General features: G+C 62.6%; 7 protein-coding genes. 5 read left to right on the top strand and 2 right to left on the bottom strand.

What is annotated here, in order from left to right; all coding sequences use genetic code 11:
• Positions 1–10 precede the first annotated feature (10 nt).
• Entirely contained in the window at positions 11–1486 is a 1476-nt protein-coding gene (gene thiI, locus HNO53_RS12280) for a tRNA uracil 4-sulfurtransferase ThiI (protein WP_209472441.1), read from the bottom strand.
• Between the two features lie 124 nt (positions 1487–1610).
• Positions 1611–1895 (bottom strand): hypothetical protein, encoded by a 285-nt coding sequence (locus HNO53_RS12275; protein ID WP_209472439.1) that lies wholly within the window; start codon positions 1893–1895, stop codon positions 1611–1613.
• A 465-nt stretch (positions 1896–2360) separates the two neighbouring features.
• On the opposite strand from HNO53_RS12275, the gene HNO53_RS12270 reads away from it, so the two are divergent.
• From HNO53_RS12270 to HNO53_RS12250, 5 genes are all read left to right on the top strand, one after another.
• Positions 2361–4598 (top strand): TolC family outer membrane protein, encoded by a 2238-nt coding sequence (locus HNO53_RS12270; RefSeq protein WP_209472437.1) that lies wholly within the window; start codon positions 2361–2363, stop codon positions 4596–4598.
• 105 nt (positions 4599–4703) lie between these two features.
• Positions 4704–6875, top strand: a complete 2172-nt coding sequence (locus HNO53_RS12265; protein ID WP_209472435.1) for a type I secretion system permease/ATPase — start codon at positions 4704–4706, stop codon at positions 6873–6875.
• Positions 6875–8308: an HlyD family type I secretion periplasmic adaptor subunit gene (locus HNO53_RS12260; RefSeq protein ID WP_209472433.1), complete on the top strand. Its 1434-nt coding sequence runs from the start codon at positions 6875–6877 to the stop codon at positions 8306–8308. Before HNO53_RS12265 ends, HNO53_RS12260 begins: the two co-directional genes overlap by 1 nt.
• Positions 8308–8919, top strand: a complete 612-nt coding sequence (locus HNO53_RS12255; protein ID WP_338034788.1) for a response regulator transcription factor — start codon at positions 8308–8310, stop codon at positions 8917–8919. Before HNO53_RS12260 ends, HNO53_RS12255 begins: the two co-directional genes overlap by 1 nt.
• 236 nt (positions 8920–9155) lie before the next feature.
• Entirely contained in the window at positions 9156–18284 is a 9129-nt protein-coding gene (locus HNO53_RS12250; protein ID WP_209472429.1) for a retention module-containing protein, read from the top strand.
• The last annotated feature ends 39 nt before the right edge of the window (positions 18285–18323 follow it).

Raw genomic sequence — 18323 nt, 5'->3', positions numbered from 1 at the left:
CAAGGGGTTGCTATCGAGTACGGTAGACGCCGAAGTGCTTCAGCCCTCTGTCGTGCAGGTGCATGGCCTGCATGCGACTCATCACACCCTGGTCACAGTAGAGCAGGTAGCGGCGATCGCTGGGGAGTGTCGCGGCGCGCGATTGAAGTTCGAAGAAGGGGATCTCCAGGCACTCGACCTGCTCGAGCGAGAGGGGAGCGGCCTCGCGCTCTGCCGGAGGGCGAATGTCGATCACGCTGACGTTCGATGCACTGGCCACTCCCTGCAGGTCCGTCACGACTTCCAGCGGAGCGTCGTTGCTGGGCGGTGACTCGAGGAGATGATCGGAGCGAGTGAGGACTGCCTGTTCCACGGCGGCATCAAGCACGCTGAAATCGAAGTTCATTTCGGCGGCAGCGACCTTTTCGTGCCGCGCTTGGGTGTTGGGCCGTTGGGAAACTGCACCGCATACCTCCGGCATGCCTTCGGCAAAGGGGGCGGTGCCGATCTCACGCGCGGTATCGATGATCGACTGCTTGTCCTCGGCGATCAACGGGCGCAGGATCGGTACGTCGCTGGCCTCGTCGATCAGCACCAGGTTGGTCAGGCTCTGGCTCGAGACCTGGGCGATGGCATCCCCGGTCACCAGCATGGGAATGCGCGCGCGCGATGCGATGCGGCTCGCTGCTCGTACCATCATGCGCTTGAGTACCACGCCGATGAGCCCGTCGGGTATGCTGCGCTGCAGTTCCGCCACGACGCCTTCGAACGGCACCGCAAAGAACTTCACCCGGTGCGAGCGGCCGTAGGTCTCCCATAGATGGGAGGAGACTTCTCGCACGGCGGCTTCGTGACCGGCACCGCCGAGCTCGAAAAACAGGAAATGTGTCTTGATACCGCGTCGCATCATCTTCCATGCGGCGACGGGCGAGTCGTAGCCGCCCGAGATCAATGCCAGGGCCTGGCCCTGCAGGCCCAGAGGGTAACCGCCCAGGCCGGGCCAGCGCTGGCGTACCAGGCGCAAGCGACCCTCGACCACGTCCACTCGAACGTCCACGTCGGGTGCCTTGAGCCTAACCTTGGAGCCAGGCGCGGCATCCAGCAGTGCTCTGCCGAGATGGCGCTCGAGATCCTCCGAAGTGAAATCATGCTGTCCGCGGCGCTTTACCGTGATGCGAAAGGTGCGCCCCGTGATGACATCCCGCCAGACCGGCAACAGCCGCTCCGTCGTGTCGGCAAAGGAAACGAAGGGGACCTCCTCGACACATTGAACTTCGTGAATGCCCGGGATACGGCACAGCATCTCCTCCAACTGGCGAAGCCATTCTGAACTGGCCTCGTCGGGAATGCGTACCTTCAGGGCGTCCCAGCCACCCTGAACCTGCAGGGCATCGCCCAGCGGGCGCAGCACGTTGCGAATGTTGCCGACCAGGCAGCGCGTCATCTGGCGACGTACGGAGCGCGACTTGATGGTGATCTCGGGAAACAGCTTCAGCAGGTAATACATCGGCGAGGCACTTGTAAAAGAACTGGAAAACAATTGCTTGCCATTATACCAGAGCTGAGGGGCCGACGTTCGCCGGGTTCGTGATGGAGCCGGGCGGGCGCTGACCGCCCGGCGTGACAACCGCTCAGTAGAGGGCCTGCTCCTCGCTGATCACTTCTTTGAGCAACTCGAGAAACAGCTTGTCAGCTTCCGAGTGTTCCTGCGGGTCTTCGGGAATGTGCACACTCGTCGTGTCTGAGATCTCGTTGGCAATGCGTGCTTGGGCGCCTTCCGGATTGCCCTCGGCGTAATGACGGCGTGCTATCTCGAGGGAGCGCTCCAAAATCTGCGGTTCCTGAAGCAGCTTCTTGATGAAGCCGCGCAGCTCATTGATGACACGTGTTTTTTGAATTTCGGATGAGGCAGACATGCGTCTCTCCTTGTGCTGATGGCCCAGGTTGGACAATGGCCTGACGATAGCATGTTTGATGAGTGCTGGGAGAGCGCTGCCCGCTGATATCCCGGCTGGATGCGACCTGGCGTTCTCCTGCTTGATATAGCGCAGACCCATGCCAAAGGTTGATGCCGCGTGGTTAAAACTATTGGATTTTTTTATCCTCTCGTTTACGCTAGCTTACAAAAGTCAACAACAATGCCTGATGGCGTCGTAAGAAAGTGACATGAGTAGTTAAGTTTACTTCGGCTATTGCCAGGGAAGTTACGCTTTCTCCACACGCAGCCGGCAGGCCTTAGGTAGTTGATTAATTAAGGGAATCGGGAATGGATGCACCATCCGGCCTCTCCGGATGAGCCCCGTAATAACAAGAACATGTCTCCACAACTCGACGGATTGCCTGTGCAGACGGGGCATCCGAATCATGAAAAGGGAACACCCATGACATATGCGATTGACCTCTCTCGTGCCCATCGACTGGCCAAATCAGTGGTGGTGGGCTCATCTCTTGCGCTTCTTCCCGTGGCGGCGGCGGTAGCCCAGACACTGCCGCCGGGCTTGGCGGCACCGGGCGCTGCCGACATCCAGCAGGTGGTGCGCCAGGCGCTCACCACCAACCCGGAAGTGAGGGCCGCCCTGAACGGGCTGAGCGCTGCCGGGCATGACGTCGATGTGGCGCGTGGCAACTATCTGCCGAGTATCGACGCGTCTGCCGGTGTCGGCCTGGAAGATCGTGAGGGCGACGGGCGAGGCAGCTACGACACCGATTTTGCCGAACTGCGGCTGACGCAGATGATCTATGACGGTTTCGCCACTCGTAGCGAGGTCGAGCGTCTCGACCGTGCCGAGTTGGTGCGTTACTACGAGTTGCTCGACGCCAGCGAAAGTGTGACGCTCGAGGCCACTCAGGCGTATCTCGACGTCAGTCGCTATCGCGAACTCGTCCGGCTGGCCCAGAGCAACTATGCCGAACATCTGCGTGTCTACAACCAGATCGAAGAGCGCGTGCGCTCCGGGGCCGGACGTGGTGTCGACCTCGAGCAGATCAGCGGACGTCTGGCCCTGGCCGAGTCGAACCTGATGACAGAGGCGTCCAACCTGCATGACGTCACGGCCCGCTATCAGCGCATCGTCGGCAGCCTGCCGGCCGAGAGCCTGGCTCCGACGCCGCAGCTGGACGGCCAACTGCCGCCATCCGTTGCCGAGGCGGTCAACCTCGCCTTCCAGGGCAACCCTGAGTTTCACGCCGCGATCGCTAACATCGAGGCGGCCAGGGCCGAGAAGAGCGGTACCCGCTCTGCATTCCAGCCGCGTCTTGACCTGCGCGGCCGTACCGGTATCGACAATAACGAGAACGGCTTCGACGGCTTCGGCCGGCGCGATCGTCACAGCATCGAGCTGGTCGCCAGCATGAACCTGTATAACGGAGGCAGCGACCTGGCCTCGTTTCGGGCGGCAAGCGACCGTGTCGAGCAGGCGATCGATCAGCGCGACCTGGCATGTACCAACGTAAGACAGACCACCCAGATCGCCTATAACGACACCCAGCGCCTGCGTGAACAGATCCGCTACCTCAACGACCATCGTCAGTCGATCGATCGGGTTCGTGGCGCCTATCAGCAACAGTTCGACATTGGTCAGCGTACCCTGCTCGACGTGCTCGACAGCGAGAACGAGTACTTCGAGGCGAGCCGTGCCTATGCCAATGCCGAGTACGACATCGCCCTTGCCGATGCGCGCACCCTGGCTGCCATGGGCCAGCTGATGCAGACGCTGGGTGTGATGCGTGACGACATGCCGACGTTGGCTGAACTGGGCAGCGACGGCGTGGCGATCGAGCCCGAGGCGCTGTGCCCGGTCGAAGGTCCGATGGGCTACACGCTGTCCGACTTCGTTGGCGATATCAGTGCGCCGGCGCCGACGCGCGCCCCGGATGTCACGCTCTCTGCCGATGCCCTGTTTGCCGTCAACAGCGCCGAACTGGGTCCCGATGCGCGTCAGGAGCTCAGCGCGCTGGCCGGCCGGATCCGCGATCGTAACGACCTGGCGCGGGTGTTCATCGCCGGTCACGCCGACAGTACCGGCAGCGATGCCATCAACGATCCGCTCTCCCAGCGGCGTGCCGACAGCGTGGCGGACTACCTGGCCAGCCAGGGGGTCGAACGCAGTCTGATCCAGACCCGCGGCTACGGTTCTCGCCAGCCGGTCGCCTCCAACGATACGGTTGACGGGCGGCGTCAGAATCGCCGCGTGGAAGTCACCCTCGAGCGCGTAGGCGAGAATCTTGATCTCGGCGCGGCGTCTCAGTGGCCGAGCGAGTCGATTCGGGAAGCCGGCGATACGGCTGAGCCGAGCCTGGCCGCGGCATGGGCCGAGACCCAGCCCGTGGCCAGCGTTTATGGCGAACTGGAAGGCTTGGCGCAGCTTGAGCAGCGACAGCCGGTGGCAAGCGTGCAGCAGGGTACCTTCCTGCAGGTCGTCGCCCTCAGCAACTCCGAACATGCCCGTAACATTGGCTACCAGCTCAGTGAAGCGCTTGCCCAGCCGATGCGGCTGGTCAGTAGTTCCGACCTGCATCGAGTGCAGCTCGGCCCCATCGGCGACCTTGGAGAACTGGCGGCCCTGCGTGGCGAGCTAAAACGCCTTGGCTATGCCGACAGCTACGTCGTACAGGGTTGAACGACCTGGGGTAAACCTGCCTGCGCCGAAGGCGGCGTAGGCAGTATCGTCATTTAGCCCGAACCCGTCCGGCATGGTCGGACGGGCCTCATGCCCGAGGTCCCCGTGACGCAGCAAGAAGTACTGGATTCCTCCCAGGGTAGTGCCCGGTCGGCGGTTCGCGACGAACTGCTCGAGTGCCTGCAAACCATTGCGCTCGCTCATGACCATGCAGTCACGCCCGATGCCTTGACGGCAGGCTTGCCGCTGGAGGAAGGATGCCTCACTCCGGGGGTTTTCTCCCGCGCCGCTGCCCGCGCCGGGATGACCGCACGTATCGTCAAGAGCCGGCTGGCGCAGCTCAACCCGGCCCTGTTCCCCGCGGTACTGCTGCTGGAACCGGGACGTGCCTGCGTGCTGGTGGCGCTGGACCTCAAGGCGCGCCGTGCCAGGGTGATCTTTCCCGAGCTTGGCGATGCCGTGAGCGAGGTCGATCTCGATGGACTGAGCCAAAGCTACAGCGGCCAGGCCATCTACGTACGGCCACGTTTTCGCTTCGATGCGCGCGGTCCCGAGGTCGGCAAGCAGCGCTCACGCCATTGGTTCTGGGGTGTCATACGCGAGAATCGGCGGCTCTATCGTGACGTGATCGCCGGCTCCCTCGTGATCAATCTGTTTGCAGTGGCCATGCCGCTGTTCGTGCTCAACGTCTATGATCGTGTGGTACCCAACCACGCCACCGAAACGCTGTGGGTACTGGCTGCCGGTATCTTCATCGTGCTCTGTTTCGATCTGGCATTGCGCCTGATGCGCAGCGCCTTCATCGACCTGGCGGCGAGCCGGGCCGATGTCAAACTTTCCTCTAGTATCATGTCCCAAGTGCTGGGGTTGCGCATGGAGGCTCGACCTGCCTCGACCGGCTCGTTTGCGTCGACCCTGCAATCCTTCGAGTCGGTGCGGGCCTTCATCGGCTCGGCCACGGTGGTGGCATTGGTCGACCTGCCTTTCGTGCTGTTCTTTGCCGCCGTCATCGCCCTGATAGGCGTGCCGCTGGCGCTGCCGGTCATCGCGGGCATCGTCATCGTGCTGCTTTATGCCATGGCGGCCCAGGGCAAGCTGCATGAGCTTTCGGAGACCACCTGGCGGGTCAGCGCCCAGCGCAATGCCACACTGGTCGAATCGCTGTCGCATCTGGAAACGGTCAAGACCCTGCGCGCCGAGAGCCGACTTCAGAGTACCTGGGAGAAGGCGACGGCCTTTCTCTCGCGTACCTCGGCCCAGTTGCGCTTGGTCAGCACTTCGGTGTCCAACGTGGCGATGTGGGCCCAGCATACCGTGGCGGTATGCGTGATCCTCATCGGGGTCTACCTGATTATCGACGGCAACCTCACCCAGGGTGGGCTGATTGCCGCATACATGCTTTCGTCGCGTGCCATGGCGCCGGTGAGCCAGGCGGCGGCACTGCTGGCGCAGTACCACCAGTCGGCCACTGCCTTGAAGTCCCTCGACGATGTCATGCAGCGCCCCGTAGAGCGGCCCGAAGGCAAGTCGTTCATCTCGCGTCCTGTCGTTCACGGTGAGATCCGCTTCGACAAGGTTTCGCTGCGCTATCCGGAAGAAGAGCGCGATGCCCTGCGGGACATTTCGCTCAAGATCGAGCCTGGCGAGAAAGTGGCACTTCTCGGGCGCGTCGGCTGTGGCAAGACCTCACTCAACAAGCTGTTGTTGGGGTTGTATACCCCCACGGCGGGTTCGGTCATGCTCGACGGTGTCGACCTGCGCCAGTTCGATCCCGTGGAGTTGCGCCGTCACATCGGCTATGTGCCGCAGGACGTGAGCCTGTTCTTCGGCTCGCTGCGTGACAACATCGTGGCCGGTGGCGGTAGTGATGGCGTCGATGACGAGGCGCTACTGCGCGCGATCAAGCTCAGCGGCCTGGAGAGCCTGGTCAACACTCACCCCCAGGGCGTCGAGCTCCAGGTCGGGGAGCGTGGTCAGATGCTCTCCGGCGGCCAGCGACAGGCCGTCGCCATTGCCAGAGCGATGGTCCACGATCCGCAGATACTGCTGCTCGACGAGCCTACCAGCTCCATGGACCACGCCAGCGAAGAAGCCTTCAAGGCCAATCTGGCGGCGTATGGACAGGGCAAGACCCTGGTGGTCGTGACCCATCGCACCTCGCTGCTGTCGCTGGTCGATCGCATCATCGTGATCGATGCCGGCAAGATTGTCGCCGACGGTCCGCGCGACAAGGTGGTCGAGGCCTTGCGCAAGGGTCAGATCGGGAGGGCCAGTTGATGAATTCCAAGGTCCAGGGCAAGAGCGCCGAGCAGCAGGGCTTCGAGGCAATTGGACGTTTCACCGATGTCGGCGGCAAGCCGTTTCGTCCCTTCATGGATCGTCTGTTCTCCAAGCGTGTCACCTCCGCCCACCTCAATCGCGACTGGGCGAGCGATGCCGACTGGGCGCGCATGCAGCAGGACCCGATCCGCGCACGGTTGTTCCTGTACGTCGTACTGCTCGCTTTCGGCGCGCTGATCGCCTGGGCCTACTTCGCCTCGATCGATGAAGTCACGCGTGGCACGGGCCGGGTGATCCCCTCCAGCCAATTACAGAAGGTGCAGTCGTTCGACGGCGGGGTTGTCCAGGAGATCATGGTACGTGAGGGTGAGATGGTCGAGGCGGGCCAGGTGCTGATGCGAATCGACCCCACACGCTTCATCGCCAATTTCCGTGAAAACCGTGCCCAGGCATTGGCCCTTCGTGCCCGTGCAGAGCGGCTACGGGCGCTTGCCACGGATACGCCCTTCAATCCGGATGAAGAACTGCGCAGCGAGGTGCCGGAGATCGTTGCCCAGGAGCGAGAGGTCTACGAAAGCCGTCGCGAAGAGATGCGTGAACAGGAGGCGATCTTGCGGGATCGCGTTCGCCAGCGAGAAGAAGAGCTGAACGAGGCGGAGGCAAGGCGTGATACCGCCCAGCGGGAAGCCAACATGGCTAGCCAGGAACTCAACCTGACTCGGCCACTGCTGGCCTCGGGTGCGGTGTCGGAAGTCGACATCCTGCGTCTCGAGCGGGAGGTATCGCGTGCGACGGGTGAGCGCAACCAGGCATCGGCATCGGTGGCACGCCTCGAGGCGGCAGTCGAGGAGTCGCTTACCCAATTGCGCGAGCTCGGTGCCGAGCGGCGTAGCGAGTGGCGCAACGAATTGGCTCAGACACTGGGTGACCTGGGGGCACTCGACGAGTCCAGCGCCGGTCTTCAGGATCGCGTGCGACTGGCCGAGGTCCGTTCGCCGGTGGATGGTGTCGTCCAACGCCTGGGGATCAATACCCTAGGCGGCGTGGTGCAACCCGGCCAGGAGGTAGTGGACATCATCCCCAGCGACGATCAACTGCTCGTCGAAGCGCGTATTGCCCCGCAGGATATCGCCTTCCTGCGTCCAGGCCAGCCGGCCACCATCAAGCTCACGGCCTACGACTTTGCCATTTACGGCGGCCTCCAGGCCGAGCTGGATCATATCAGTGCCGATACCATCACTGATGACGAGGGCAACACCTTTTATCTGGTGCGTGTAAGAACGCTGCAAGGGGAAAACCTGGGCAGCGACATCCAGGTCATTCCCGGTATGACGGCCCAGGTCGACATCATGACCGGCAAACGTACCGTGATGCAGTATCTGCTCAAACCCGTCTTGCGGGCATGGAGCGACTCCATGGGGGAACGATGATGGCAGTCCTGTTCGTAAGCCAGCGGCGCGCGGAGGTCCCGCGCCTGCGTAGCGCCTTTCCCGATGTCAGGCGGATCACTCCCGATCAGGCGCGCGTCATGGCGGACAAAGGGGATCGAGTCTGGCTGATGACGGATCACTCGGATTGGCCGGTCGTGGCGACTGAAGTGGCGGGGCAGGGTGCCATCATCGTCGTCATGTCGCTGGCACCGAGCGAGGCTGAAGCACTCAAGGCGCTACAAGCTGGGGCGCGTGGCTATGTGCACGCTCTCTCCCCTCCGGAGTTGCTGGGGCAGGTCGCCCTTGTCACCCACCATCAAGGCATATGGGTGCCGGCCGAGTTGCTCAGCAAGGTCGTCGGGGGAGCCTTCACTGCCCTGGGCGGTAGCGAAAACCTGCCGCAGGAGAGTCTCTCCATGCTGACGGAGCGTGAACGTGCCGTAGCATTGGCGGTGGCGGAGGGGCGCACCAATAAAGAGGTCGCTCGTCAGCTCGATATTACAGAGCGCACGGTCAAGGCTCATCTGGGTGCGATATTTCGCAAGCTCGGCGTGCGTGATCGCATGCAACTGGTGCTCAGGCTGGCCAGGCAGGACGAGCAAATCGCCTGATATCGCTTCGCTCCATGCCAGGTATCGACCGGTGCTTATTCAAGGGCTTGCTGCGACTGCAGCAAGCCCTTTGGTTTGCCGGACACTCCCTTTCGAGCGATCCGTTTCCTGCCCTGTCCATCGGTCCAATATTTTTGTTTCGACATGTAACTTACTGTGCTTCTCCATGGGCCGTCATAACGCAGGGGCGTCGTACGGCTGAGTCACAATAACGAAGATCATCAGGGAGATAAGACATGGCCATTGCCACCGTCATTTCGATCACCGGTCAGGCCTGGGCACGCGATGCCGAAGGTAACCTGCGTGAGCTGCGCGTGGGCGATACCCTCCAGGAGGGAGAGGTGCTGGTCACCTCTGACAATGGTAGCGCCCAACTCGACTTTGGCGATGGCCTCGAGGCGGCGCTCATCGAGAATGGCGAGCAAGTGGTCATGATGCCCGAGCTCGATGGTGACGAACCCGCCGATGCTTCCGAGTTCGCAGCCCTGGATGAAGATCTTGAAGCCCTGTTGACGGCACTGGACGACGACAGTGTCGATCTGCTCGACGTGCTCGATGCCACCGCGGCGGGTGCCGGCCCGGGTGGTGGTGCCGATGGCGGCCATAGTTTCGTGCGCCTGGCGCGAATTGCAGAGGACGTCAACCCGCTGGCGTTCGAGTTCGGTCTGGGGCAGGCGAGCGACCTGCCAGAAACCGAAGGCGCCTTCTTCGAGATCGTCGAGCCATCTGCCGGCCTTCTCGATGCTTCCCTGTTTGATGCCGAGACCCTTAGCGAGTCAGGGTCCGTGGTAACCGGCGTGCTGCCGTTCTCCTTTGGCACAGGCGTCAATGGCAGCGTGACCTTCGCAGACATGGACGGCGTACAAGCCCAGATCGGCCAGGAGAGCATCACCTATAGCTGGAACGCTTCCAGCAATACGTTGACTGCTTTCTCGCCTGCGCGTGAACTCAATATCTTCACCATCGAGGTCAATCCCGGCACCGGGGAGTTCACTCTCACGCAGTTGAACAACCTGCTGCACGAAGAAGGCATGGATGAGGCGCTGGCCAGCCTGGTCTATACCGTAACCAGCACCAGTGGCACGGCTTCTGGCACGCTGAACATCACCATTCTGGATGATGCGCCGAGCGTCGAGCTGGGCGACGTCGACCTGAGCGACGTGGCCCTCGAGACCCAGGACAGCGACACCCTCGACGGCACCTCCGTGGCCACCGGCAGCGTGGCGTCGGCCTTCAGTGCCGCCGTCGACGCCCAGTACGGCGCCGACGGCGCGGGCAGCACCGTGATCGACGGCTACGCCCTGACCCTGGGCGAAGCCCAGCACAGCCTCACCAGCGGCGGCGAGCCGATCGTCTTCACGCTGGTCGACGGCGTCGTCATCGGCAGCGCCGACGGCACCGAGGTCCTGCGCATCGAGCTCGATGCCGACACCGGCGCGCTCACCGTGACCCAGTCGGGCCCGGTAGACCATGCCGAGCAGGGCACCGACAGCGTCGGCCTACCGGCCGGCCTGGTCGGCGTAGAAGCCACGGTCACCGTGACCGACAGCGACGGCGACGTGGTCAGCGATAGCCTGAGCGCCGACCTCAGCGGCAGCATCACCATCGTCGACGATATGCCGAGCGTCGAGCTGGGCGATGTCGACCTGAGCGACGTGACCCTCGAAACCCAGGACAGCGACACCCTCGACGGCACCTCCGTGGCCACCGGCAGCGTGGCGGCGGCCTTCAGTGCCGCCGTCGACGCCCAGTACGGCGCCGACGGCGCGGGCAGCACCGTGATCGACGGCTACGCCCTGACCCTGGGCGAGGCCCAGCACGACCTCACCAGCGGCGGCGAGCCGATCGTCTTCACGCTAATCGACGGCGTCGTCATCGGCAGTGCCGACGGCACCGAGGTCCTGCGCATCGAGCTCGATGCCGACACCGGCGCGGTCACCGTGACCCAGTCGGGCCCGGTAGACCATGCCGAGCAGGGCACCGACAGCGTCGGCCTGCCGGCCGGCCTGGTCGGCGTAGAAGCCACGGTCACTGTGACCGACAGCGACGGCGACGTGGTCAGCGATAGCCTGAGCGCCGACCTCAGCGGCAGCATCACCATCGTCGACGACATGCCGAGCGTCGAGCTGGGCGATGTCGACCTGAGCGACGTGACCCTCGAAACCCAGGACAGCGACACCCTCGACGGCACCTCCGTGGCCACCGGCAGCGTGGCGGCGGCCTTCAGTGCCGCCGTCGACGCCCAGTACGGTGCCGACGGCGCGGGCAGCACCGTGATCGACGGCTACGCCCTGACCCTGGGCGAGGCCCAGCACGACCTCACCAGCGGCGGCGAGCCGATCGTCTTCACGCTGGTCGACGGCGTCGTCATCGGTAGTGCCGACGGCACCGAGGTCCTGCGCATCGAGCTCGATGCCGACACCGGCGCGGTCACCGTGACCCAGTCGGGCCCGGTAGACCATGCCGAGCAGGGCACCGACAGCGTCGGCCTACCGGCCGGCCTGGTCGGCGTAGAAGCCACGGTCACCGTGACCGACAGCGACGGCGACGTGGTCAGCGATAGCCTGAGCGCCGACCTCAGCGGCAGCATCACCATCGTCGACGATATGCCGAGCGTCGAGCTGGGCGATGTCGACCTGAGCGACGTGACCCTCGAAACCCAGGACAGCGACACCCTCGACGGCACCTCCGTGGCCACCGGCAGCGTGGCGGCGGCCTTCAGTGCCGCCGTCGACGCCCAGTACGGTGCCGACGGCGCGGGCAGCACCGTGATCGACGGCTACGCCCTGACCCTGGGCGAGGCCCAGCACGACCTCACCAGCGGCGGCGAGCCGATCGTCTTCACGCTGGTCGACGGCGTCGTCATCGGTAGTGCCGACGGCACCGAGGTCCTGCGCATCGAGCTCGATGCCGACACCGGCGCGGTCACCGTGACCCAGTCGGGCCCGGTAGACCATGCCGAGCAGGGCACCGACAGCGTCGGCCTACCGGCCGGCCTGGTCGGCGTAGAAGCCACGGTCACCGTGACCGACAGCGACGGCGACGTGGTCAGCGATAGCCTGAGCGCCGACCTCAGCGGCAGCATCACCATCGTCGACGATATGCCGAGCGTCGAGCTGGGCGATGTCGACCTGAGCGACGTGACCCTCGAAACCCAGGACAGCGACACCCTCGACGGCACCTCCGTGGCCACCGGCAGCGTGGCGGCGGCCTTCAGTGCCGCCGTCGACGCCCAGTACGGTGCCGACGGCGCGGGCAGCACCGTGATCGACGGCTACGCCCTGACCCTGGGCGAGGCCCAGCACGACCTCACCAGCGGCGGCGAGCCGATCGTCTTCACGCTGGTCGACGGCGTCGTCATCGGTAGTGCCGACGGCACCGAGGTCCTGCGCATCGAGCTCGATGCCGACACCGGCGCGCTCACCGTGACCCAGTCGGGCCCGGTAGACCATGGCGAAGGCGAAAACAGCCTGAGCCTGCCTGCCGGCATAATCGGCGTTTCGGCCACGGTCACCGTGACCGACAGCGACGGTGACAGCATCAGCGACACGCTGGAAGTCGATCTGGGCGGCGTGCTGACCATCGGCGATGCCGAGCCGAGCATCGAGCCCGATACTAGCGACCTGGCCGACCTGAGTGTCGATGAGACAGCCCTGGGCGAGCCGGCAAATGCCGATTTCTCTAACGCCTTTGGCATTTCCTTTGGTGCTGACGGCGAGGGTGCTGTCAGCTACAGCCTGAGCATTGAGGGCGACGGCACAACCGCTCTGACATCGACTGCCAGCGGGGAAGCTATCCTGCTCGTCGACAACGAAGGCGTGATCGAAGGTCGCACCGAAGGTGGCGAGCTTGCCTTCATCATTTCAGTCAATGCCGAGACGGGAGAGGTGAGTCTTACTCAGTATCTCGCCCTGTCGCACCCCAATACCAGCGATCACAACGATAGTCTCGGTCTGAGCGGCAGTGGGTTGAAGCTCATGGCGACGGTAATCGACGCCGATCATGATACAACCAGTGCCAGTATCGACCTGGATAACCAGATCAGCTTCGCCGATGATGGCCCAAGCATTGAAGGTATCCAACCTTCAGGCCATAAGGTGACCATCACCAATCTGGATAGCCATGCCGGGTATGCCAATAGCTTTGGCTACTACGTCAAGGGCGAAAATGGTGAACCGACCACGGGTATGGTGGTTTGGGGGAACGTCAAGAGTGACAAGGGTGGGGTCTACGAGATTGAGGGCTATGCACCGGGAGAGTTGGGTTATTTCCTCATTCCCAATGGAGCCAACCTCAATCCTGGCCTGACGAATGAGACAGAAGTGACCTTCCAGCAGGTTGATGGAGTCTGGGTGGCTGTCACCCAAGATGGCGACCCGTTGAGCGGGCAAAATGCGCCGGTACTCTTCAACGATCCGGCTCTCAACCCAGATGGCGGTTCTCATGTCGAGAACAATGTCGAAGCGGGTGACATCAACTGGGAAGATGTCTATGGCGGTGGCGACAAGGATTTCAATGACGTCAATATCAAGGTCGAGTGGTCCCCTGCCGACCTGACCTCTGACGAAGCCAACTTAGGTGAGAGTGTTGCCTTCGACTTCTCCGGTCACTTCGATGTCGATGGCGGTGCCGACGGTGTGGCATCCCATGATTACGCTCTCAGCATCAAAGCCGAGGGGGCCGACTCGGGGCTGGTCGATACGCAAACTGGCGAGCCGGTCCTCGTCAAAACAGATGAGAACGGCAGTATCGTCGGCTATGTGGAGGTCGGTGGCGAGCAAGTGCCGGTCTTTACTCTGACTGTCGATGGCAACGGCGTCGTGAGCCTGGAGCAACATCGCGCCGTGAAGCACTCGCTGCAGGGCGCCGTGGGCGAGAGCGACCCGGCCAATATCCTGGCCGACGTGATTTTCCTCACCGACACCATCGTAGATGGAGACGGCGACAGCGCCAGTGCCACGATCGATATTGGACAGGTTATCTATTTCCTTGATGACGGCCCTACCGCCGTCAACGATGTCGCCGAGACCGCGGAAGACACTGCCATTACCTATAACGTGATGGACAACGACATCGAAGGCGCCGACGGCGCCACCCTGACCGCGGCCAGTTTGCGTAACCCGAGCCAGGGCAGTCTTACCTTCGGCGCCAATGGTGAAGTCACCTTCACTCCGGCAGCGGGTTTCGAAGGCGACGCGGTGATCGACTACACCGTCACCGACGCTGACGGCGACACCTCCAGCGCCACGCTGACCGTAACCGTGGCGGAAGACTCCGAGCCGACCATCGAGGTCAGCGGACCCGACGTCAACGACGGCCAGACCAGCGTCGACGAAGCCGGCCTGCCGAACGGCAGTGCCAACGACGGCTCCCACGCCACCAGCGGCACCTTGGCCATCAACACCGGCAACGACGGTCTGCAGTCGCTGGTCATCAACGGCGTGAACGTCACTGGCGGCGGCATGGTCAACGGCACCCACGGCACCCTGGTCGTCAGTCTCGCCAACGGTGAGTACAGCTGGGAATACACCCTGGACGGCGCCACCGACGGTGACACGACCAGCGACAGCTTCAACGTGGTCGTGACCGACAGCGACGGCGACGAAGCCAGCGACAGCCTGGTCATCGACATTGTCGACGACGTGCCGCAGGCGGCGGACGACGCGGCGAGCCAGACCGAAGAGAACGCCCCGGTCAGCATCGACGTGTTCGCCAACGATACGAGTGGCGCCGACGGCGTCGACCTGACCAGCGGCGTGGCCCTGGTGGCAGGCAGCCTCACCGGCAGCGGCACGCTGGTGTACAACGAAGACGGCACCTACACCTACACCCCGGCGGCGGGTGAGGAAGGGGTGGTGAGCTTCGACTACACCGTCACTGACGCCGATGGCGACGAGAGCACCGCCACGGTGACCCTGACCCTGCAGGACGACTCCGAGCCGACCATCGAGGTCAGCGGACCCGACGTCAACGACGGCCAGACCAGCGTCGACGAAGCCGGCCTGCCGAACGGCAGTGCCAACGACGGCTCCCACGCCACCAGCGGCACCTTGGCCATCAACACCGGCAACGACGGTCTGCAGTCGCTGGTCATCAATGGCGTGAACGTCACTGGCGGCGGCACGGTCAACGGCACCCACGGCACCCTGGTCGTCAGTCTCGCCAACGGTGAGTACAGCTGGGAATACACCCTGGACGGCGCCACCGATGGTGACACGACCAGCGACAGCTTCAACGTGGTCGTGACCGACAGCGACGGCGACGAAGCCAGCGACAGCCTGGTCATCGACATTGTCGACGACGTGCCGCAGGCGGCGGACGACGCGGCGAGCCAGGCCGAAGAGAACGCCCCGGTCAGCATCGACGTGTTCGCCAACGACACGAGTGGCGCCGACGGCGTCGACCTGACCAGCGGCGTGGCCCTGGTGGCCGGCAGCCTCACCGGCAGCGGCACGCTGGTGTACAACGAAGACGGCACCTTCACCTACACCCCGGCGGCGGGTGAGGAAGGGGGGGTGAGCTTCGACTACACCGTCACCGACGCCGATGGCGACGAGAGCACCGCCACGGTGATCCTGACCCTGCAGGACGACTCCGAGCCGACCGTTGAGATCATTGCTAATGGTGGTCAGGGTGTTGTCTGGGAAGCCGCGCTGCCCAATGGCTCCGGTGGTGGAAATGTGTCGACCTCAGGAACTATGAGCATCGAGACTGGCGGCGACACGTTGGCCAAGATCGAAGTCCAGGACAAGAACGGCACTTGGGTTTCCATCGACCTCACTACAGGCCAGACCACCAGTGTCGAAGGCAAATACGGCATTCTGCTTGTCGACGCTGATGGCAATTGGAGCTACACCCTGCAGGCGGCCTCTGACCATCCTGAAGAAGGTCTGGTCGGGGTAGATGACCAAAAGGCAGAGAACTTCGCTGTACGTGTCACTGATAGTGACGATGACACGGCCGATACCAGCCTGGCGATTTCAATCAACGATGATGGTCCTAGCATCGGCGAGGTTTCCGACACCACTATGCCCAACGAGGCAGGAACGGTGGAAGGTACACTGGAATTCGAAACGGGTGCCGACGAGGAAGGCGCTTCGCTGGCGATTACCGGGATTTCTGGTCTACCGGATGGCTGGACGACGAGCGATGCCGGAGGTGCATCCATCGACATTAATGCACCAGACGGCACGAAGATCTTTACCGTTACGCTGAATGACGATGGCAAAACCTATACCGTCGAACAGCATGCTGCCCGCCCAGGAGAGACTGCGGAATTCGATCTGGCGCAGGCCATTGGCAATTCGCCCCAACCCGAGTACGACTTTGGCTTTGCCACACTGACTCTGCTAAATAGCAACCAGCAGGAACAATTCAATGCCAATACGTTCGGGACTGGGCACGCGTTCGGCATCGGAAACACCTGGTTCGATGCGGGCGAAAGTTTCGAGATAGAATTTGCCGGTATGTTGTCACACTTCAGCTTGGGTATCGCTGTTGTTAACAAGGCCGGTACATTGGCTGTAACACTGGAAGATGGCGAAGCATCCGTGGTGATTGAAGTTCCGGTCTCCGCAGGTGCGTCTGCCCTCGAGATTACTTCCGATCAATTGCTGGCAGCTGCGCAGGATCAGGGTGTCGATATCACCGGCTTCAACACGGTGACGATAACGGGTACAGATGGAGTCAAAGTATCCTTCACCGACATCTCCTATACGGACACAGCCCCTGCCGACTCCATGGACTTCACGGTACATGTCGAGGGTGTGGACGGCGACGGGGATTCCGTAACGGATAGCTTCACCGTGACCTCCGAAGCGGATGCGCCTACCCCAATTCTGGGTGTCGGCAACAATGTCGATGATACTTTGCAAGGCGACGGGGGCGACGATGTATTGATCGGCGATCGCGGTGGCAATGTGACCATCACCGAACCCGGCCAGAATTATAATATCTCGTTGATCGTCGATGCCTCCGGCAGCATGGCGGAAGCCTCCGGGAGCGGCAGCCTGAGCCGGATGGACTTGACCAAGCAGGCGCTGCTAAACCTGGCCAACCAGCTCAAGGACCATGACGGTACGGTCAACGTGCAACTGGTGGCTTTCTCGTCCCACGCCACCAGCTCGGCCAGCATACAGAATCTGAGCGCTGGTAATGTTGGCCAGCTCATCTCGGCGATCAATGCGCTTTCTGCGGATGGATGGACCAACTTCGAGGCGGCGTTCGATCAGGCCGTTTCCTGGTTCAATGCCCAGAGCGGCGGTGGAGCTTCTGCCGGCGATGGCTTCAAGAACCTGACCTACTTCCTGACCGACGGTGATCCGACGAAGTACTACGACTCGGACGGAAATCTGCGTGGCCCGGGAGATGAGACCAGCTATGAAGTGTTCAAGAATTCCGTCGAGGCCTTCGAAGCGCTGAGCAACATCAGCCAGGTGCACGGAACCGGCATCGGGAACGGAGTCAGTGAGAATTACCTGAGATTCTTCGATAATACGGATGATTCAGGGGAGGGGACCGAGACCTTCTTCGTTGGGTATCCTTGGTGGGATATATTTGGCCAGTATCCTCAATATGAAAGCGTCACGGGCCCCGTTGGCGAAGTCGATATCGTCAATACTGCCGAGGATCTAGCCGCTGCGCTGCAGGGCGGCTCAAGCAGCGACGAGCTAGCCGAGCTGGGCGACGACGTGCTCAATGGAGGCGATGGCGACGACATCATCTTCGGTGACAGCGTCAATACGGATCATCTGGAGTGGACCAACGGCGATTCCGGTGAATCGTTTACTGCTGGCAGCCACGATGGACTGGGCTATGCAGGACTGGTCGAGTACCTACGCTGGGCGGAGGGCACTCCGGGTGAAGCGCCGAGCGATGCAGAGGTCATTGCCTACGTCAGGGATAACTGGCAGGACCTGGTGGATAGCGTCCGTCCCGATGGCGGTAACGATACCCTAAGCGGTGGTGCCGGTAATGATATCCTGATCGGTGGGGCGGGTGACGACACCCTCAACGGCGGCGCAGGCAACGACACTCTCGTTGGCGGCCTTGGTGCAGATACCTTCGCCTGGAAACTTGGTGACCAGGGCGAAGAGGGCGGTGCCGCTACCGACACGGTCAAGGACTTCTCGCTGGAGGAAGGCGATAGTCTCGACTTGAGCGAATTGCTCAGCGATGGCAACGGCCCCGAGCACCTGCGCTTCGAAGCCGATGGGAGCGGCACGACTACGCTCTACATCAGTACTGAAGGCAACTTTGGAACCGATGAGGGCAGCTTCGACAATACATTGGCCGACCAGGTCATCGTGCTGGAGAACTTCAGCGGGGATCTCGAGGCGCTGAAGTCGAGCCTCAATATCGACTGATTTACCGTAAGGAGTTAAAGCGCCCAGCCTAGGCTGGGC

Source organism: Billgrantia antri (assembly GCF_017868935.1).
GTDB classification, from domain to species: Bacteria; Pseudomonadota; Gammaproteobacteria; order Pseudomonadales; family Halomonadaceae; genus Halomonas; species Halomonas antri.
The sequence above is the reverse complement of the archived record's forward strand: the minus strand, read 5'-3'. Positions and strand labels throughout refer to the sequence as shown.